Source organism: Bacillus sp. SJS, from assembly GCF_000732485.2.
In the GTDB taxonomy this organism is placed as follows: domain Bacteria; phylum Bacillota; class Bacilli; order Bacillales; family Bacillaceae; genus Metabacillus_B; species Metabacillus_B sediminis.
The window spans coordinates 1-18,615 of the sequence record NZ_JAQV02000029.1; the positions used below are offsets into that span (position 1 = coordinate 1).

18 protein-coding genes, 1 tRNA gene, 2 rRNA genes, 1 other RNA gene and 1 other annotated feature are annotated in these 18,615 nt (G+C 44.9%); of the genes, 15 read left to right on the forward strand and 7 right to left on the reverse strand.

Annotated features, from left to right (window positions below; all coding sequences use genetic code 11):
* Positions 1-4 precede the first annotated feature (4 nt).
* A 5S ribosomal RNA gene (rrf, locus tag AS29_RS17295) occupies positions 5-120 on the forward strand.
* 668 nt (positions 121-788) lie between these two features.
* Here rrf and AS29_RS17300 read toward each other — a convergent pair.
* The gene (locus tag AS29_RS17300) at positions 789-1,736 is read right to left on the reverse strand and encodes a YaaC family protein (RefSeq protein ID WP_035412643.1); all 948 of its coding nucleotides are present in this window, start codon (positions 1,734-1,736) and stop codon (positions 789-791) included.
* Between the two features lie 114 nt (positions 1,737-1,850).
* Here AS29_RS17300 and guaB point away from each other — a divergent pair, with 114 nt between their 5' ends.
* The 6 genes from guaB to AS29_RS17330 all read left to right on the forward strand — a co-directional run bounded on the left by guaB (position 1,851) and on the right by AS29_RS17330 (position 8,452).
* Positions 1,851-3,314, forward strand: a complete 1,464-nt coding sequence (gene guaB / locus AS29_RS17305) for an IMP dehydrogenase (protein ID WP_035412646.1) — start codon at positions 1,851-1,853, stop codon at positions 3,312-3,314.
* A gap of 233 nt (positions 3,315-3,547) precedes the next feature.
* A complete protein-coding gene (locus AS29_RS17310) occupies positions 3,548-4,894 on the forward strand; it encodes a serine hydrolase (RefSeq protein ID WP_442854540.1) in 1,347 nt (448 codons plus the stop codon).
* Between the two features lie 191 nt (positions 4,895-5,085).
* Positions 5,086-5,967 carry a pyridoxal 5'-phosphate synthase lyase subunit PdxS gene (gene pdxS / locus AS29_RS17315; protein ID WP_035412651.1) on the forward strand — a complete coding sequence of 294 codons (882 nt, stop codon included), beginning with the start codon at positions 5,086-5,088 and terminating at the stop codon, positions 5,965-5,967.
* A gap of 15 nt (positions 5,968-5,982) precedes the next feature.
* The gene (gene pdxT / locus AS29_RS17320) at positions 5,983-6,573 is read left to right on the forward strand and encodes a pyridoxal 5'-phosphate synthase glutaminase subunit PdxT (protein WP_035412653.1); all 591 of its coding nucleotides are present in this window, start codon (positions 5,983-5,985) and stop codon (positions 6,571-6,573) included.
* 53 nt (positions 6,574-6,626) lie between these two features.
* Positions 6,627-6,825: a binding site (T-box leader), on the forward strand.
* A 179-nt stretch (positions 6,826-7,004) separates the two neighbouring features.
* Positions 7,005-8,291, forward strand: coding sequence for a serine--tRNA ligase (gene serS, locus AS29_RS17325; RefSeq protein ID WP_035412656.1), 1,287 nt, complete (start codon positions 7,005-7,007; stop codon positions 8,289-8,291).
* 68 nt (positions 8,292-8,359) lie between these two features.
* Positions 8,360-8,452, forward strand: a tRNA-Ser gene (locus tag AS29_RS17330).
* A gap of 123 nt (positions 8,453-8,575) precedes the next feature.
* Here the strand turns inward: AS29_RS17330 and AS29_RS17335 are convergent.
* The 6 genes from AS29_RS17335 to AS29_RS17360 all read right to left on the reverse strand — a co-directional run bounded on the left by AS29_RS17335 (position 8,576) and on the right by AS29_RS17360 (position 14,003).
* Complete coding sequence (locus tag AS29_RS17335; protein ID WP_035412659.1) at positions 8,576-9,544, reverse strand: ABC transporter permease subunit; 969 nt, start codon at positions 9,542-9,544, stop codon at positions 8,576-8,578.
* Positions 9,541-10,476 (reverse strand): ABC transporter ATP-binding protein, encoded by a 936-nt coding sequence (locus AS29_RS17340; RefSeq protein WP_035412661.1) that lies wholly within the window; start codon positions 10,474-10,476, stop codon positions 9,541-9,543. The genes AS29_RS17335 and AS29_RS17340 overlap by 4 nt, the downstream gene beginning before the upstream one ends.
* A gap of 108 nt (positions 10,477-10,584) precedes the next feature.
* Positions 10,585-11,253 carry a deoxynucleoside kinase gene (locus AS29_RS17345; protein ID WP_035412665.1) on the reverse strand — a complete coding sequence of 223 codons (669 nt, stop codon included), beginning with the start codon at positions 11,251-11,253 and terminating at the stop codon, positions 10,585-10,587.
* Positions 11,250-11,891, reverse strand: coding sequence for a deoxynucleoside kinase (locus tag AS29_RS17350; protein ID WP_035412668.1), 642 nt, complete (start codon positions 11,889-11,891; stop codon positions 11,250-11,252). The genes AS29_RS17345 and AS29_RS17350 overlap by 4 nt, the downstream gene beginning before the upstream one ends.
* Before the next feature lie 202 nt (positions 11,892-12,093).
* Positions 12,094-13,395 carry a glycoside hydrolase family 18 protein gene (locus tag AS29_RS17355; protein ID WP_035412670.1) on the reverse strand — a complete coding sequence of 434 codons (1,302 nt, stop codon included), beginning with the start codon at positions 13,393-13,395 and terminating at the stop codon, positions 12,094-12,096.
* Between the two features lie 62 nt (positions 13,396-13,457).
* Positions 13,458-14,003, reverse strand: coding sequence for an isochorismatase family cysteine hydrolase (locus tag AS29_RS17360; RefSeq protein WP_035412673.1), 546 nt, complete (start codon positions 14,001-14,003; stop codon positions 13,458-13,460).
* Positions 14,004-14,067: 64 nt separating this feature from the next.
* On the opposite strand from AS29_RS17360, the gene tadA reads away from it, so the two are divergent.
* From tadA to AS29_RS17400, 8 genes are all read left to right on the forward strand, one after another.
* Positions 14,068-14,565 (forward strand): tRNA adenosine(34) deaminase TadA, encoded by a 498-nt coding sequence (gene tadA / locus AS29_RS17365; protein WP_035412676.1) that lies wholly within the window; start codon positions 14,068-14,070, stop codon positions 14,563-14,565.
* Positions 14,566-14,641: 76 nt separating this feature from the next.
* An RNA gene (ffs, locus tag AS29_RS17370) (signal recognition particle sRNA large type) lies at positions 14,642-14,907 on the forward strand.
* 145 nt (positions 14,908-15,052) lie between these two features.
* Positions 15,053-16,744: a DNA polymerase III subunit gamma/tau gene (gene dnaX, locus AS29_RS17375; RefSeq protein ID WP_035412679.1), complete on the forward strand. Its 1,692-nt coding sequence runs from the start codon at positions 15,053-15,055 to the stop codon at positions 16,742-16,744.
* Between the two features lie 18 nt (positions 16,745-16,762).
* Positions 16,763-17,086: a YbaB/EbfC family nucleoid-associated protein gene (locus AS29_RS17380; RefSeq protein WP_035412683.1), complete on the forward strand. Its 324-nt coding sequence runs from the start codon at positions 16,763-16,765 to the stop codon at positions 17,084-17,086.
* Between the two features lie 12 nt (positions 17,087-17,098).
* On the forward strand, positions 17,099-17,695 hold the full coding sequence (gene recR / locus AS29_RS17385; RefSeq protein WP_035412686.1) for a recombination mediator RecR: 597 nt from the start codon (positions 17,099-17,101) through the stop codon (positions 17,693-17,695).
* A 14-nt stretch (positions 17,696-17,709) separates the two neighbouring features.
* Positions 17,710-17,928, forward strand: coding sequence for a YaaL family protein (locus AS29_RS17390; protein ID WP_035412688.1), 219 nt, complete (start codon positions 17,710-17,712; stop codon positions 17,926-17,928).
* A gap of 72 nt (positions 17,929-18,000) precedes the next feature.
* Positions 18,001-18,267 (forward strand): pro-sigmaK processing inhibitor BofA family protein, encoded by a 267-nt coding sequence (locus AS29_RS17395; RefSeq protein WP_035412691.1) that lies wholly within the window; start codon positions 18,001-18,003, stop codon positions 18,265-18,267.
* Positions 18,268-18,524: 257 nt separating this feature from the next.
* A 16S ribosomal RNA gene (locus AS29_RS17400) occupies positions 18,525-18,615 on the forward strand; the annotation flags it as partial.

Sequence of the window (18,615 nt, forward strand, 5' to 3'; positions counted from 1 at the left end):
CATATCTGGTAATTATGGCAGAGAGGTCACACCCGTTCCCATACCGAACACGGAAGTTAAGCTCTTTAGCGCCGATGGTAGTTGGGGGTTTCCCCCTGTGAGAGTAGGACGTTGCCAGGTACATGAAAAAAAGGCTTGCCCCTTAGGGGGTGGGTCTTTTTTTGTTTGGGTCTGGGGGTTGAGTGAGAAAGACAGGGTAGCGGATACGTGATTCGGGATACGCCATGAGTGGAGGGAAGGAGAAGGAGGCGGAATACTCGAATCAGTTGAACTTAGTGTTTACTAGCTCAACGTTTGGCTGGACTTAGTTTTAGAGTGAGACTGGCGGACCGTACTGGATGGTGCTGGCTGCGGAAGGGGATCCAACGAATAGAGGGGGCTGTGATCTCTGTCGAATCCTCCCGAAAAGTCGATATCCGCTCATTTTAGTCGATAAATCGAAATAATCGTCGATATATTAGAATTTTGGTCGATATCTCAAAATAATCGCCGATATATCCAAATTTCGGTCGATATCCGCTCCAGAATAGCCGATATCCTCTCCAGCTACCCCAATGCCGCAACAGAAACGAATGAATCTACCTCGATTCTAACCCTATTTCGCCTCCACTACTCCGTAATGTCATGCCATTTGAACAGTTTTGAACCAAAATAGAGGAGTTTTGATCGTGAATTTGAGATATTAATGGTCCACTCCTAAAAAATTCACCCCTTCGCCTCAATCACATTGCAATAGCGCCGAACCTCCTGTTGATCCCAGCCAAACCCCACCTAAACCCCACCCATCCCTAAATCCGTTCACTCAAATACAGCCAAATCAGCTCAGGAATTTTCCAGGCGGTGATTTCCATAAAAGCGGTAATGTAAATATAGTCATTTGTTGAGCGGTTTTGTATCAGGTCGTACCACCATTCTGTTTCGTATCTTGAGATCATGCTGAGGTTGTAGAGCAGCAGGTAATGAGTGAGCAGTTCAGGCATGATAAACAGCTGTTCTTTTTCAGCGGGCAGCGTGTACTCCTTTTTTTCGAGGCTGTAGGAGAGTATGGCCGTTGAAAATGGAGAAAGGCTTTCTTTTTTCAGCATTATCTTTTCTCCATCTGAAATGGCGGTTTCCAAGCCGGTAAGGTGTTCGATTGTTTCCGCCAGCCTTTTATCGGTGATGTGATAGGCGACGGCTGCTTCAGATGATAGATAGATGGCATCCGGGCCTTCCTTTAGAGGGAAAGCCGGTTTCCCATTCCGGAGTACTTTGAAGCAATGCCCCATTTCGGGTATTCTCCGCAGGAGCATTTCCATTGTATGGCGTTCTTTATCCAATTCCTTGAGCTTAAAGAGAGTTCGGGCGGTATGGTGAAACAGGCCGTTTTTCTGGAGTCGTACCTCATCTTTAAGAAACAAGTAATCCTGTTTCTTCTTTTTACGTGTTGTGACGCCGTGGGCAAGCACTGAGGTGGTTTCGGGATAATCAGGGTCCTCGGTAAGAATGCTTGCTTTCACGAGCTGAGTGAGGCCATAGAAGTAAAGGATGGGTTTAATGGAAAGGGGAGCTTCCTCTGCCTGCTTGTAAAAGCTCTCTGCATGCATGAGATAATACATGAATGTGCAGGAGTTTCGATAAGACAATTGGGATGCGAGAGATCCGAATGACTTTGTATAAATTTTTTCCAGCGTGTTTTGCGAGCTTTCAGTCGAATGCAGGTATATGTAGGAATTCCAAGGATTAGTTGGTTTCATTGTATGCCTCTCAAGTTTTCTTAATATTTAAACTCTTTGTGGTCTTCTTGACATTATCTAGAACCTATTGATACTCTACTAATAATATTTTGCGGAATCGAGGGGATTTATATAATGTGGAATGATAAGTTTGCTAAAGAAGGTTTGACGTTTGACGATGTTCTTTTGGTCCCGGCTAAGTCGGAAATCCTGCCAAGAGATGTAGATCTTAAGGTTGAATTAACCCCCACCCTTAAATTAAATCTCCCTATTATCAGTGCAGGTATGGATACTGTTACGGAAGCAGAGATGGCGATTGCTATGGCTCGCCAGGGCGGACTTGGTGTAATTCACAAGAATATGTCCATAGAGCAGCAGGCAGAGCAGGTGGATAAAGTGAAGCGTTCCGAACGCGGAGTCATTACGGATCCTTTCTTTTTAACTCCGGATCATCAAGTATTCGATGCTGAGCATTTGATGGGTAAATACCGCATTTCAGGTGTTCCGGTCGTGAATACACTGGAGGAGCAAAAGCTAGTCGGGATTATTACGAACCGCGATTTGCGCTTCATCCAGGATTACTCCATTAAAATTTCCGATGTTATGACAAAAGAGCATTTGGTTACGGCTCCTGTTGGAACAACACTTCAGGAAGCGGAAAGCATTTTGCAGAAATATAAAATTGAAAAACTCCCTCTTGTGGATGATGAAGGCGTACTGAAAGGCCTGATCACCATTAAGGATATTGAAAAAGTAATTGAATTCCCGCATTCCGCTAAAGATGCGCATGGCCGCTTGCTCGTTGGCGGAGCAGTAGGAGTTACAGCTGACACGATGCTGCGGGTAGAAAAATTGGTTGAAGCAAGCGTTGATGTTATTGTGCTCGATACAGCGCACGGTCATTCAAAAGGCGTACTTGATGCAGTAAGAAAAATCAGGGAAACGTATCCTGAACTGAATATCATTGCGGGAAATGTGGCTACTCCTGAAGCGACAAGAGACTTAATTGAAGCAGGAGCGAATGTGGTGAAGGTCGGAATTGGGCCTGGATCCATCTGTACAACCCGTGTTGTAGCTGGAGTAGGTGTTCCTCAAATCACAGCGATTTACGATTGTGCGACAGAAGCAAGAAATCATGGTGCTTCCATTATCGCTGACGGCGGAATTAAATATTCCGGCGATATCGTAAAAGCACTTGCTGCAGGAGGACATGCTGTAATGCTTGGCAGCCTGCTTGCCGGTACGACGGAGAGTCCTGGCGAAACGGAAATCTTCCAGGGAAGAAGATTTAAAGTGTACCGCGGAATGGGTTCAGTTGGTGCCATGGAAAAAGGAAGCAAGGACCGTTATTTCCAAGAGGATAATAAAAAATTCGTTCCAGAAGGAATTGAAGGAAGAATTGCTTATAAGGGGCCATTGGCGGATACCGTTTATCAGCTTACCGGCGGGGTTCGCTCCGGAATGGGCTATTGCGGAACGAAAAATCTTTTCGAACTTCGTGAAAACAGCAAATTTATCCGCATGACCGGAGCTGGCCTGATTGAAAGCCATCCTCACGATGTAAACATTACAAAAGAATCGCCTAATTATTCAAGATAATATCGTAATCTATAAATAGTGTACAAAAAGCAAACATTTAGACAGAGACTCTTTCTCTGTCTATTTTTTTTAGCATCCCTATGATAGAATTAATTTTGTGTTTCTTTTCGAAAAAAATGACCAAGCTCCGTCCAAGCGGGACAAGCCGTTACGTATACTATAGCATCCCCATTTTTAAATGTTTTACCCACAGTCAAACCTATTACATAGATAGAAAATTCACATGGAGGTTATTGAACAGCATGAATCAAAAACGTATTTTAGCAGTTTTCATGGCAGCAGCGATGTTCCTTACTGTGCTTGCGCCAATGAAACAGGTATCCGCTGCAGCTGATCCAATCAGCATTAATGCAAAAGCGTCTATTTTAGTGGAAGCATCATCCGGAAAAATTCTCTACGGAAACAACATAGATGAATCTCTCCCGATTGCAAGTATGGCAAAAATCATGACTGAGTACCTGGTTATGGAAGCGATCAAAGACGGAAAAGTTACATGGGAGCAAACGTATACGCCTAACGACTATACATACAGCATCTCGCAAATCCGCGGACTGTCTAACGTACCTCTCAGAAAAGACGGAAGCTATACAGTAAAAGAATTGTATGAAGCGATGGCGATTTATTCAGCAAACGGTGCAGCCATTGCCCTTGCAGAAGTGGTTGCCGGCTCTGAAACAAATTTTGTTAAAATGATGAATGATAAAGCGAAAGAACTTGGTTTGACCGATTATCATTTTGTTAATGCTACAGGCCTTGAAAACAAAGATCTAAACGGAAATCATCCGGAGGGTACATCAGAGGATGACGAGAACAAAGTTTCAGCACGCGATATGGCGAAGCTTGCTTCCCGTTTAATTAAGGATTACCCAGAGATTCTTGAGACGGCAAGCATTCCGAGAAAGACCTTTAAAGAAGGAACGGACATGCCGAACTACAACTGGATGCTCAAAGGATTAATCTATGAGTATGAAGGAGTAGACGGACTCAAAACAGGTTCAACAGATTCAGCCGGTTCATCCTTTACGGCGACAGCTGAGAAAAACGGAATGCGTGTGATTACGGTTGTAATGGATGCTTCTGATGGAACAGGCGATTTAAAATCTCCTCGTTTCAAAGAGACAAAGAAGCTTCTCGATTTTGCCTACAATAATTATTCTGTAGAAGAGCTTTACCCTGCAGGCTATCAGATTAAAGGCAAATCTTCTATTCCAGTTGTCAGCGGAAAAGAAAAAGAGGTTGGAATCCAAACGGACCAGCCTATGACGGTTGCTATGAAAAACGGTGAAAAAGGCAACTACAAGGCTAAATATGTGATAGATAAAAAGAAATTAAATGAAAAAGGCGAGCTGGCTGCTCCTTTTAAAGCAAAAGAGGCAGTTGGAAAAATGGTCATAGATTATAAAGGCGAAGAAAAAGATTATGGTTTCCTTACTGGTGAAGCAGGCGGAGAAGTCAACGTCGTGACAAAAGAAGGCGTAGAGAAAGCCAACTGGTTTGTTCTGACGATGAGAGGCATTGGCGGATTCTTTGCCGGTCTTTGGGACAGTGTGGTTCAGACTGTATCCGGCTGGTTCTCCTAATAATAAGAAAGACACCTTGCAGAAGGTGTCTTTTTTTAGCGATCATTTCCGGTATTGGAAGTTTTTACAGTGAACTTTTAGAATATTGAATCTGCAATCGTATAATAGTATAGGATTATTCACAGATATGAGATAAAATAGAGAATATGATTACATAAAACTACAATGTTGAGTATAGAGGGGGATTTACAATGAATACAGGTACAGATCGAGTAAAGCGCGGCATGGCAGAAATGCAAAAAGGCGGCGTTATTATGGACGTTGTGAATGCAGAGCAGGCTAAAATAGCAGAGGAAGCCGGAGCAGTAGCGGTTATGGCTCTTGAGCGCGTTCCTGCTGATATCCGTGCTGCAGGCGGGGTAGCGAGAATGGCTGATCCTACAATTGTTGAAGAAGTCATGAAAGCTGTCTCCATTCCGGTCATGGCGAAAGCCAGAATCGGACATATCGTAGAGGCCCGCGTTTTGGAAGCAATGGGTGTAGATTACATCGATGAGAGTGAAGTTTTGACTCCTGCTGATGAAGAGTATCACTTGAACAAACGTGATTATACGGTACCTTTTGTTTGCGGATGCCGCGACTTAGGTGAGGCAGCACGTCGTATCGGCGAAGGTGCTTCCATGCTTCGCACAAAGGGAGAGCCCGGTACTGGAAACATTGTTGAAGCTGTCCGCCACATTCGTAAAGTGAATGCCCAGATCCGCAAGGTGGCAGGCATGAATGAAGATGAACTGATGACAGAAGCTAAGCTGTTAGGCGCTCCGTATGAGCTTCTTCTTCAAATTAAAAGAGAAGGCCGTTTGCCGGTTGTTAACTTCGCAGCTGGCGGTGTAGCAACTCCAGCGGATGCCGCTCTAATGATGCAGCTTGGATCAGACGGAGTCTTTGTCGGATCCGGAATTTTCAAATCCGAAAACCCGGCTAAATTTGCCCGTGCCATTGTCGAAGCTACGACTCACTATGAAGACTATGCGCTAATCGCTGAACTGTCAAAAGGTCTTGGAACAGCGATGAAGGGCATTGAAATTTCCACACTTCTGCCTGAAAACCGTATGCAGGAGCGCGGCTGGTAAAAAGGAGTTTTGCATATGTACACAATTGGAGTATTAGGCCTGCAGGGAGCTTTCCGCGAGCATATTCGTTCTATTGAAGCGAGCGGAGCGAAAGCTGTTACGATAAAGCGTCCTGAGCAGCTGAATGAAATAGACGGATTGATTATTCCGGGCGGCGAGAGCACGACAATGCGCCGCCTGATTGATAAATACGGATTTATGGAGCCGCTGCGCCAGTTTACGGCGAGCCGAAAGCCGGTGTTCGGTACGTGCGCAGGGCTGATTATTCTGGCTTCGGAGATTGTCGGCTACGAGGAAGGACATCTCGCGGCCATGGATATTAAGGTCGAGCGCAATTCGTTCGGCCGCCAGCGGGAGAGCTTTGAAGCAGACTTGACCATTACAGGAGTCGGGGAAAATTTCACAGGCGTGTTTATTCGCGCTCCTCATATTGTTGAGGCTGGAGAGAATGTCGAAGTTCTTTCTAAACACAACGGAAGAATCGTTGCAGCGAGACAGGATCACCTGCTTGGGTGCTCTTTTCACCCGGAACTGACCGATGATCACCGGATGACGCAGCTGTTCCTTGATATGGTGAAAGAATCAAAAGAAAAAGCTTCTGCATAAAAAGGTTGAAACTGGTTCAGACTTGTAGTAAATTATGAACTATCAAAGAAATCGTTAAAACATTGACAGGAAGCAGTAGCGAATATTCCTTCTTAAGAGAGCCGGTGGGTGGTGCGAACCGGTGCTGGAAGTTTGTGAATCCGTCCTCGAGTGAAGCATTGAAATGCTTCCGGTCATGGCCGTTATCATGCAGAGCTGGAAGACTTCTGTCTTCAATTAGGGTGGCATCGCGGGTTAACTCTCGTCCCTTTATTGGGGACGGGAGTTTTTTGTTTTTTGGCTGGGTGTAAGCCGTGGAAGAAGGGAGACTCCTGATCAGAGGGACAGGTGTGGCCCCCGCAAGCGCAAGGTACACATCGCCCGCGAAGGGATAAGCGAACCGGATGCCATGGAAAGTAACAGCCTAATTATTAAAAAAGGGAGAGATTGCTGTGCTGGATATTAAATATTTGCGTCAAAATTTTGAAGAAGTAAAACAAAAGCTGTCTATTCGCGGAGAAGATTTAACAGATTTTGAAAAATTTGAAGAGCTTGATACTAAAAGACGCGAACTGATTGCTGCTACTGAGGAACTGAAGAGCAAACGGAATGAAGTATCCGGACAAATTGCTGCTCTTAAAAAAGAGAAAAAAGATGCAGATGATCTGATTAAGGAAATGCGTGAGGTTGGAGACCGCATCAAAGAAATCGATGAAGAATTGCGCGGAGTAGAAGAAACACTTGAAAAACTGCTTCTTTCTATCCCGAACATCCCGCATGAGAGTGTTCCGCAAGGGGATTCAGAGGATGATAATATCGAAGTCCGCAAATGGGGGGAGATTCGCGAATTCGGATTCGAAGCGAAGGCACATTGGGACGTAGCAGACCATTTAGATATTCTTGATTTCGAGAGGGCTGCTAAAGTAACAGGAAGCCGCTTCGTATTTTATAAAGGCTTGGGTGCCCGGCTTGAACGTGCGCTTCTGAACTTCATGATGGACCTTCACAATGATGAGCATGGCTATACAGAAATTTTGCCTCCTTACATCGTGAACCGTGCAAGCATGACGGGAACAGGCCAGCTTCCTAAATTTGAAGAGGATGCATTTAAAATTAGAGAAGAGGACTACTTCTTGATTCCGACGGCTGAAGTGCCAGTCACGAATATGCACCGCGATGAAATCCTTGAGGCGTCTCAGCTTCCGATCAATTACACAGCGTTCAGTGCATGCTTCCGTTCTGAAGCAGGATCAGCAGGCAGAGATACACGCGGACTCATCCGTCAGCACCAATTTAACAAAGTAGAGCTTGTGAAGTTTGTTAAGCCGGAGAACTCTTACGAGGAGCTTGAAAACCTGACAGGTCATGCTGAGAAAGTTCTTCAGCTTCTAAACCTGCCTTATCGTGTAATGAGCATGTGTACAGCAGACCTTGGCTTTACGGCAGCGAAGAAATACGATTTGGAAGTATGGATTCCAAGCTACGGTTCTTATCGTGAGATTTCTTCTTGCAGTAATTTCGAAGCGTTCCAGGCGCGCCGTGCGAATATCCGTTTCCGTCCGGAGCCGAAAGCAAAACCGGAGCCGGTTCATACGCTGAATGGATCTGGTTTGGCGCTAGGACGCACCGTTGCAGCCATTCTGGAGAACTATCAGCAGGAGGACGGCAGCGTCATCATTCCAGAGGTCCTGCGCCCATATATGGGAAATAAAGAAGTCATTAAACCGGTTGGTAAATAAATTAAACTTTTCTCAAATAGTGTGTTGACAAGTATTTTATGATTTGATATATTTATTCTTGTCGACACGGAGGAATACCCAAGTCCGGCTGAAGGGATCGGTCTTGAAAACCGACAGGAGGGTCAAACCTCGCGGGGGTTCGAATCCCCCTTCCTCCTCCATTTACTTATTATGTTACGCGCATATAAATTGGAGATTGTCTTGTCCGCTGCACATTTTGTGCAGCGGATTTTTTATATGGAAAAAGCGAAAAGGATGCCCGTGAAGGCATCCTTTTTGTCTTTTTAAATACTAACATCCTTCCTTTGAAAGAAGAAGAAGGTGATGGCCATAAAGAGAATATAGTAAACGAGAAGCACCGCCAATGAAAACATAAGCGTGACACCTGGGAGGATTTCCTCCGCCGCTGAGAATTGCATCAGCTCAAGATGAGGGAACAGCAGCAGCTTAGCCCATTCCTGTTTCAAGCCGATCAGGAGCTGGACACCTATGTTTAATGCACTATTCATGAAAAGAACGAAAATTCCAAAGCCCACTGCCATTGACTGGCTCTTGAAGAGAGTGGATAGCATAAAGGAAATCGTAACCACCATAATGAGATTTGGAATGAATAGCAGGATCTTTTCGATATACATATTTCCAACTGCCGCAATAACAGGTTCTCCGCCTCCGAAGGTCATCGGTGTTTCAGCTATTTTTGCACCAAAATCTCCTGCCCCATATAGGAAGGTACCCGCAATAACGTTTGCCGCTGCCAGAAAGAATAAAAGCAGTAAAGAGTACGCAACGACTGAAATGTATTTGGACAAAAGAATCTTCCACCTGCGATGCGGGCGGATCAGCAGCTGCTTAATGGTCCCGTCCGAAAACTCTGAAGCTACACTCGTACTCGCGATGATGACGCAGAACAGGGCGACGGTTGAGAAAAGAGAAACGCCGTCAGAATTTGCATATTTCCAGTTGCTTTTTAAAGAGGGGTTCACGTTCTGATCCAGGTAGAACTGTTTTTCAGCTGCCTGCTGGGCGAGATCCTCTTTCTCACCGGCCTCAAGCTTTGGATCCTCTTGCTGCTGCTTTAAATCAGCGATTTCCTGCTCCACAACTGGACGCCAGTTCGATACTGTTTTTTCTTGATCGATATAGGCTGTTGCGACAGTCAGGATGATGAGAAATACAGCCAGGAGAATAAAATAAATCCAGGATGATTTCTTTGCAAAGATTTTAACCCATTCATTTTTTACTAAATTCATCATGAGAGGGCACCCTCCTTCTCTTTCGTCAGCTCAAGGAAACGGTCTTCCAATGATTTTTTGACAGGTGTCATCTCATAAACGAGAATTCCGTTCTCCGTTAATTCTTTAATAATTAATGGAAGAGATTCGTATTTTGCTGAAAATTTTAGCGTTCCATCACCGGTAACCGACAAATTTTCTGATAGGGAGGTTAATCCGGGCAATGCGGCTGCCTCTGCCGCTGAGCTGACGGTAAGCAGCACTTCTCGCATTTCTTCTGCAGCGGCAAGATTTGTGTCTTCCATGGAGGACACATGTGTTAAAACTCCTTTTTCAATAATGGCGAAGCGATCGCACATTAGCTGCATTTCCCCAAGGATATGCGAGGATACGAGAACCGCTGTACCGCTTTGAGCCAGCGTCTTCAAATACTCTCTCAGCTCCTTCATGCCTTGCGGGTCCAATCCGTTTGTCGGTTCATCCAAAATGAGCAAAGAAGGATTGTGTAAAAGTGCTTGGGCAACTCCAAGCCGCTGCCTCATTCCAAGTGAATAAGTTTTCACCTTTTGATGAATGGCACCATCAAGCTTTACCAGCCCGATGACTTCTTTTATTCTTTCTTCTGAGATAGGCTCCAAAGCCATTCTTGCGTAGTGCTTTAAGTTGGCGTACCCGGACATAAACTTATAGAATTCGGGGTTTTCTACAATGGCCCCCAGTTCCTTCATGGATTCCTTAAAGCTCGTATCCACACTCTTTCCTCTGATCAGGACATTCCCGTCTGTCCGGTTAATCAGCCCGGTAATCATTCGGATGATCGTTGTTTTTCCTGCGCCGTTCGGTCCGAGCAGACCGAATATTTCTCCCTCTTCCACTCTGAAGTTCACATCATTTACTATGTATCGCTTGCCGATTTTCTTTTTCAATCCTTGGACTTCCAGTACATATGACAAGTCATTTTCCTCCTTTTTCGTCCGGGATAGTTTTTAATACGATTAATAACTGGAAAAAGTTCCAAAAAAAAGACCCGGCGATATAAAATCGTCAGGTCTTTCCGGAATTTATCTTTTCAGCTTGCGGGATTGCTTCATAAAGTAGCTGATTTTCTCTAAAATAGGCTCGACGGAACCTCCGTTGGCCATAATGTCATAGTCGTTGATATTTAAGCGCATAACAGGACATGTATTGAAGCTGTTAATCCAGTTTTCATACCGCGCATGCATTTCCTCCCAGTAGGAAATAGGAGTTTGCTGTTCCATCGGTCTTCCGCGCTTTTCGATTCTTCCTAAAATATCCTCAAGGCTTCCTTCCAGGTAGATGAGAAGATCCGGGTGAGGGAAATAGGGGGTCATGACCATGGCGTCGAAGAGATTCGTATAGGTTTCGTAATCAACTTCTGTCATTGTGCCTTTTTCATAATGCATTTTGGCAAAGATGCCTGTATCTTCGTAAATGGAACGATCCTGAACAAATCCGCCGCCGTATTCAAAGATTCTCTTTTGTTCCTTGAAACGCTCGGCAAGGAAGTAAATTTGCAGGTGAAAGCTCCACCGCTCAAAGTCTGCGTAAAATTTGTCGAGGTAAGGATTGGTATCAACTTTTTCAAAGGATGTGCGGAAATTCAAGGCTTCGGCAAGAGCGTTCGTCATGGTTGATTTTCCGACTCCGACCGTCCCGGCTATCGTTATAACCGCGTCCTTCGGTATTTGGTACTGATCGCGTAGATTCATGTATGGCTTACTCCTTTTAGCAAATAATCATCAAGGCGTTTAAGGATATACGTTAGATCCTCAGGGCGGTGGACAAAATCAAGCTCGTCCCCATTAAAACGGAGGATGGGAATTTCAGGATTAATTTGTTCCCATTGAGACATCGCGGTCTCATAGTCGGCTGAGAGCTGCTCCAGGTAGCTTGGGTCAATGTTCTTTTCAATATCTCTTCCGCGAAGTGAAATTCTTTCCAGAAGAGTATCAAGGCTCGCACTCAAATACAGAATGATATTCGGTTTAGGCATGTCACTTGTCAAAATATCATATATTTGAATGTATTTCTTATACTGCTCGTCCTTTAGAGTCCGTTTGGCGAAGATCAGATTTTTGTAAATATGATAATCCGCTACAACCGCCTGGTCCCGCTGCAGGTAATCAGAATTGATTTCCTCCAGCTGTTTATACCGGTTGCACAGGAAAAACATTTCTGTCTGGAAACTCCACTCATCAATGTTTTCATAAAACTTCCCCAAAAATGGATTTTCATCCACAATTTCTTTCAATAGCTGATAGCGATAATGGTCCGAGATCGCTTTGGCGAGAGAGGTTTTGCCCACGCCAATAGGACCTTCAACGGTAATGAAGGGTACTCCTTTCATGCCGGTTCCTCCTTTGCTGCAATTCAATCAGAAAAATATATACTGGTATGATAAGCCTGCATGGTGCAGGCAGAATAGATGGATGTGTGCAATATTCGACAACTTTTTTAAAAAAGACAAACTTTATTTTATCACAGCGGTTTCCATTTTGGGGGAATTGTTTTTTTAGAGGAAGGAAGGAACCGAAAAAAAGGAAGACAGTTCAGCGGGAAGGAACTGTCTTTTTTTCAACCTCGAACTGATCCTGAATCAGAAGCCAATTTTGAGGAAACGAAAGACCAAGCTTCCAGTAGCTCATACCCCGTAATTTCAGCTGCTTCACCAGATTAAATTTTGCCTGAATGGAGCGTGCGTCTTCAAACCATACCTCATGATCTTTCCCGTTTTCATCCCGATATTTGAAATGGGGTGCTTGATCCCTTTGGCTGTATTGAATAGCTTCATTGTACTTGGCGGCGAGTTGGATGCCTTGCTGGGGACTGATGGCTTTTGCAAATTCCCCTCCAGGTTTAAAGGGGAGCGTCCAATCATAGCCATACAGGTTTTGCCCCATCATAATCTTGGATGCCGGCATTTCAGTTAATGCATAATCCACCACTTCTTTCACTTGATTGATCGGCGATACAGCCATGGGAGGGCCGCCGCTGTATCCCCATTCGTATGTCATAAGGACAACGAAGTCCGCAATCTGGCCGTGAGCTTTGTAGTCATGCGCCTCATACCATTTCCCTTTTTGATCGGCCTTTGTTTTAGGAGCCAGGGCGGTGGATAGGAGCCATCCTTCTTTCTGGAACCGCTGCTTCGCTTTTCTAAGGAAAGCATTATAGGCTTCTTTATCCTCCGGCCTCAAATATTCCATATCAAAATGGATGTCTCGGAAGCCGTATTTTTTCGCTTTAATGGTTATTTCTTCTAGCAGCTTGTTTTGAATTTGCTGATCATTTAATACAATTTTCCCAATTTCATCACTAAAGCCTTCATCTGTTAAATTGGTCACAATCATCATCAGCGTAACGTTATTGGAGGAAGCGATTTCCGGAAGGCTGTCCAGCGGAGGTTCCTTTAAAGATCCGTCCTTTTGAATCCGGAAGCTAAATGGTCCGAGATAGGTTAAGTAGGGGGCTGCCTCTCTCGCGCTTTGCTTTTGCTCTTCGGTTACCTGATTCTGAGCGGGTTCAAGGTAGGCATTAAATTCAGCTTTAGTTTTAGGAGGTTCCGGGATATAAAGCCTGAAACCGATCTGTAAAGGACTATTGGGATTCAGCCGGTTAATGCGGGCGAGCTGCACGGGATTGATGGAGAAGAGCCTTGAGACCGTCCAAAGCGTATCGCCTCTTTTAATCGTATAAAAGCGGCCTATAATCGGAATGACAAGCGCCTGCCCGACCACGAGCTGGTCTGGATTGGGGAGCTGATTGGCTTCTTCTATTTCCTTCGCGGCTGTTCCATAGCGAAAGGCAATGTTGGAAATGGTGTCTCCCTGTTTGACAATATAGATTTGCATATAATGCCCTCCTCATCCTGCTTCTTTCTATAGAAGAATATGAGCAGGGCTTGCTGACTATGCTAGAGCTTAATCTGATCACTTGGTTCAACTTTTGCTTTCAATACGTTCTCCATCATCCGAAGCGCGTACTGCTCATCCTCTTCACTGACGGATGCCATCGTGTCCGGCGGGACGATCAGGCTGTACCCGCGCATATAAGCATCATTTGCTGTAAAAAGGACGCATATATTTCCAGCAAGTCCGGTTAAAATGAGGGTATCGACTTTTAAATGATACAAAAGAGTGTTTAGGGCTGTTCCATAGAAGGCCGAATGCTTCGGCTTAATCAAAAAATAATCATCATCCCCTGGTGCAATGGCTTCCATAACAGGCGCACTCAGCGGGTTGCGGCACTTCTTCATGATTTTTTCCAAATTGGCCTGCCACAGCTCATAATGGTCATTAATATAAATGACGGGAATGCCTCTCGAAACAGCCAGCTTTTTTAATTGGGAGAGAGGCTTTGCAATGGCAGCTGCTTTTTCTGCAAGCTCTGGACCATATCCGAATTGAAAATCGTTGATCATGTCGATAATGAGTAATGCGGCTTTATGGTTTTGACTCATCTTGTCCTCTCCTTTAAAGTTAGGGTATGCATGTTTAATTTGTTCTATAAGTAAGGAGCGGAACATGAAATCAGATGAATGGTATATGAAGCTTGCAATTGAAGAGGCAAAAAAGGCAGAGGCTGTCCAGGAGGTTCCAATCGGAGCCGTGATCGTCCGCAATGGAGAAGTCATTTCAGCTGCCCACAATTTAAGAGAAACCGAGCAGCGTGCCATTGCTCATGCTGAAATTTTGGCTATTGATGAAGCATGCCGGGAGCTTGGGACATGGAGACTGGAGGGGGCGACACTGTACGTCACTCTTGAGCCTTGCCCGATGTGTGCAGGAGCGATTGTGCTTTCAAGAGTCGAACGGGTAGTATTTGGTGCTCCCGATCCGAAAGGCGGCTGTGCAGGGACCCTGATGAATCTGCTTCAGGAGGAGCGCTTTAATCACCAGGTTGAAGTGGAAGAGGGAGTTCTGCAGGAAGAGTGCGGCAAACTGCTTTCCGATTTTTTCCGGCAGATTCGGGAACGGAAGAAATCTGAAAAAGCTATTTCAAAAAATTTACATCTGCCTTGAATTGATTTTTTTCCGGAATCAGAGTATACTAAATTATGCGTCCGATAAGACGCACTTCTAATAGGTATCAATTTTGCCGTGCTAAGCGGGGAGGTAGCGGTGCCCTGTACTCGCAATCCGCTCTAGCGAGGCCGAATCCCTTTCCGAGGTTAGTTGACTGCAGGGTCTGCCCTCAAGTAAGTGGTGTTGACGTCTGGGTCCTGCGCAATGGAAATCCATGAACCATGTCAGGTCCGGAAGGAAGCAGCATTAAGTGGAAGCTTTCATGTGCCGCGGGACAGCCTGGGCCGAGCTAACTGCTTGAGTAACGCTTGTGGCCGCTAATCGACGAAAGGTGCACGGCAGTTATAATAATAATAGAACACTCACCCTTATAGGGTGAGTTTTTCTGTATAATGATAGAAAAAGGACCCGGCTTTTCTGTGTGCCTGCAGTGGGTTATAATACATATTGGATTTCCACTACGAATAAAAAGGAGGGGGCTTTTGTGGGCTATCAAGCATTATATCGTGTATTCAGACCGCAGCTCTTTCAGGATGTTGCCGGCCAGAATCATATTACCCGCACATTGCAAAATGCCCTGCTTCACAGCAAATTCTCCCATGCTTATTTATTTTCAGGCCCGCGGGGAACAGGGAAAACAAGCGCGGCCAAAATTTTTGCCAAAGCAGTTAACTGCGAAAAAGCACCTGTAGCCGAGCCTTGCGGAGAATGTCCGTCTTGCATAGGAATTGCAGATGGTTCCATCTCGGATGTGCTCGAGATTGATGCGGCATCCAATAACGGCGTGGATGAAATTCGCGACATACGGGATAAAGTAAAATATGCTCCTTCTGCGGTTAAATATAAAGTATACATAGTAGATGAGGTTCACATGCTTTCCATGGGCGCCTTTAATGCACTGCTTAAAACACTTGAAGAGCCGCCTAAACATGTCATCTTTATTCTCGCTACAACTGAGCCTCATAAAATCCCCTTAACCATTATCTCGCGCTGTCAGCGATTTGATTTTAAGAGAATTACCTCTCAAGACATTGTGGACCGGATGAAAACGGTTATGGAAGAGCAGGAGGCTGAAGCGGAGGAAGAAGCGCTTCACGTAATTGCCCGGGCTGCCGATGGCGGTATGCGTGATGCACTCAGCCTTCTTGATCAGGCCATTTCATTCAGCGATGAACGCGTTACCCTGGAGGATTCCCTGGTCATAACGGGCTCCGTCTCACAAAATTTGCTGACGGGACTCGTTCAATCCATTCACAGAAAAGAGGTTTCAGGGGCCCTTCAAATTCTGAGCCAGTTAATGGACCAGGGGAAAGACGCCGCAAGGTTTATCGAAGACCTGATCTATTATTACCGGGATCTGCTGCTTTACAAGACTGCGCCTAACCTTGAAGAGGCTTTGGAGAGAGTCGTTGTAGACGATGCGTTTAAGGAACTGGCGGATGCTGCTGAAGCCGAAAGCCTATACGCGGTCATAGACATACTGAATAAAAGCCAGCAGGAAATGAAATGGACAAACCACCCAAGGATCTTCCTCGAAGTGGCGATTGTAAAGCTTTGTGAAACAGAGGCCGCAAAAGCGGTGCAAACAGGAACAGCCGATCCGCAGCTGCTGGAGAGGATTTCACAGCTTGAAGCAGAACTGAAAGAGCTAAGAAAGAACGGAGTGCCAGCCGGCCAGCCGGCCCAAGCTCCTAGTGACCAAAAGGCAGCAAAAATGGTAAGAAGCAATTTCAAGGTTCCTGCCGGGAGAATTCATGAGATTCTTAAAGAAGCAACAAGACAGGATCTGGAGGCACTCAAGAAAATCTGGAGCGGGATGATTGATCAGCTTCGCACCCAGAATAAAGCCTCACACGCAGCTCTTATCGGGGAAAGCGAACCTGTTGCGGCATCGTCCAAATCATTTGTGCTAAAATTCAAGTATGAGATTCATTGCAAAATGGTCGCTGAGAACAATAATGATGTCCGAACCAACATTGAAGCCATTCTCGCAAATTTACTTGGCAAACCAGTCGAAATGGTTGGCGTCCCTGAGAGGGATTGGGGTAAAATAAGAGAAGAATTCATCCGGGATCAGAAGGATGAAGATCCAAGCGCGAATGAAGCGGAAGAAGATCCCTTCATAGCGGAAGCGAAGAAATTAGTAGGCGATGATTTAATTGAAATAAAAGACTAAATTTAAGGAGATGTTACAATGCGCGGCGGAATGGGAAATATGCAAAAAATGATGAAACAAATGCAAAAAATGCAAAAAGATATGGAGAAGGCTCAAGAAGAGCTTGCCGAAAAGCAAGTTGAAGGGTCAGCCGGCGGCGGAATGGTAGTCGTAATCGCAAACGGCAACCGCGAAATCATCGACGTGAAGATTAAGGAAGAAGTTGTGGACCCGGAAGATATCGATATGCTTCAGGATCTAATCCTTGCTGCCACAAACGATGCTTTGAAAAAGGTAGAAGAAATGACCTCTCAAACAATGGGTCAATTTACAAAAGGAATGAATATGCCAGGTTTATTCTAGGAGGAAGGCTTTATGCATTATCCTGAACCTATATCCAAATTAATTGACAGCTTTATGAAGTTGCCAGGCATAGGACCGAAAACGGCCGTACGTCTGGCCTTTTTTGTCCTCAGCATGAAGGAAGACACCGTCCTTGATTTTGCCAAGGCACTTGTTAACGCCAAAAGAAACCTGACGTATTGCTCCGTATGCGGGCATATCACCGATCAGGATCCATGCTATATATGTGAGGATAAAAGAAGGGACCGTACCGTGGTATGCGTCGTCCAGGATCCAAAGGATGTCATAGCAATGGAAAAAATGAAGGAATACAGCGGTCTTTACCACGTACTCCATGGTGCTATTTCTCCAATAGAAGGAATTGGCCCGGAAGATATTAAAGTGCCGGAATTGCTGAAAAGACTTCAGGACGATTCAATCCAGGAAGTAATTCTTGCCACGAATCCAAATATTGAAGGAGAAGCAACGGCCATGTACATATCCCGCCTTCTAAAACCTTCAGGAATTAAAATTACGAGAATTGCTCACGGTCTTCCTGTAGGGGGAGACTTGGAATACGCGGATGAGGTTACTTTATCCAAAGCGCTTGAGGGAAGAAGAGAACTATAATAGGAGGGTTTTTGTTGCTTTTCAAAAGAAAAGGGCGGTTAAGGCAGGATTTTAACCAACAGCTAATCGATCTTCTTATGAAAAATAAATCTGAATGGAATCGTCAAAAGCAGCTTGTAGAAAAAAGCGTAGAACCTTCTGAAGAAGTTCTTTTTGATTTGAAAGTGGCGGAGTCGAAATACTTCTTTCTATTAAGAGAAGCAAAACAAAGAAAGATTCGAATTACCCTGTAGACGGGAAGTTCTAATAAGCGGTCAGGCTTCATATGCTTGTACAAAACAGGTACTGTGAAGGTGAGTGATTATTTGAATCCGATTGTCATATTTGCTATTGCCGGCGGAGCCATTGTGCTTCTGCTGATGAACGGCTCGTTCCGAAATCCCATTAAATGGGCAGGAAGACTTGCAGCCAAGATTGTAGCGGGAGCCCTGCTCCTCTTTGTATTAAATGCATTAGGATCAGGAATTGGAATCCACATCCCGATTAATGCCGGTACTTCCGCAGTTTCCGGGCTGCTCGGCATACCGGGCATCGCTGCATTATACGTGATAAAAACGTATATTCTAGTGTAAAAGCAAATGGTTCGCCATTTGCTTTTATTTTTTGTTGACATATAAGATAAATGGATGGTATATTATTATACGTCGCTGATACATAAGTTATTTCGAAAAAACAAAAGTAAAAATAATTGTTGACACGGCAAGCGAGTAAATGGTATGATAATCAAGTCGCTTCAATAAGAAGTGAATGAAAAAAGTTCTTTGAAAACTAAACAAATCGAAGTGCCAACGTTAATTCTAGAGCAACAAACAAGAGCTAGTCAAACTACTTTTTGGAGAGTTTGATCCTGGCTCAGGACGAACGCTGGCGGCGTGCCTAATACATGCAAGTCGAGCGGACCTCTTCGGAGGTCAGCGGCG

Bases quoted from the DNA above. Each gene is read 5' to 3' on its own strand.
- AS29_RS17300 (WP_035412643.1), bottom strand. From the start codon at position 1,736: ATGAAACCAACTAATCCTTGGAATTCCTACATATACCTGCATTCGACT.
- guaB (WP_035412646.1), top strand. From the start codon at position 1,851: ATGTGGAATGATAAGTTTGCTAAAGAAGGTTTGACGTTTGACGATGTT.
- pdxS (WP_035412651.1), top strand. From the start codon at position 5,086: ATGAATACAGGTACAGATCGAGTAAAGCGCGGCATGGCAGAAATGCAA.
- pdxT (WP_035412653.1), top strand. From the start codon at position 5,983: ATGTACACAATTGGAGTATTAGGCCTGCAGGGAGCTTTCCGCGAGCAT.
- AS29_RS17335 (WP_035412659.1), bottom strand. From the start codon at position 9,544: ATGATGAATTTAGTAAAAAATGAATGGGTTAAAATCTTTGCAAAGAAA.
- AS29_RS17345 (WP_035412665.1), bottom strand. From the start codon at position 11,253: ATGAATCTACGCGATCAGTACCAAATACCGAAGGACGCGGTTATAACG.
- AS29_RS17350 (WP_035412668.1), bottom strand. From the start codon at position 11,891: ATGAAAGGAGTACCCTTCATTACCGTTGAAGGTCCTATTGGCGTGGGC.
- AS29_RS17355 (WP_035412670.1), bottom strand. From the start codon at position 13,395: ATGCAAATCTATATTGTCAAACAGGGAGACACCATTTCCAACATTGCC.
- AS29_RS17360 (WP_035412673.1), bottom strand. From the start codon at position 14,003: ATGAGTCAAAACCATAAAGCCGCATTACTCATTATCGACATGATCAAC.
- tadA (WP_035412676.1), top strand. From the start codon at position 14,068: ATGAAATCAGATGAATGGTATATGAAGCTTGCAATTGAAGAGGCAAAA.
- AS29_RS17380 (WP_035412683.1), top strand. From the start codon at position 16,763: ATGCGCGGCGGAATGGGAAATATGCAAAAAATGATGAAACAAATGCAA.
- recR (WP_035412686.1), top strand. From the start codon at position 17,099: ATGCATTATCCTGAACCTATATCCAAATTAATTGACAGCTTTATGAAG.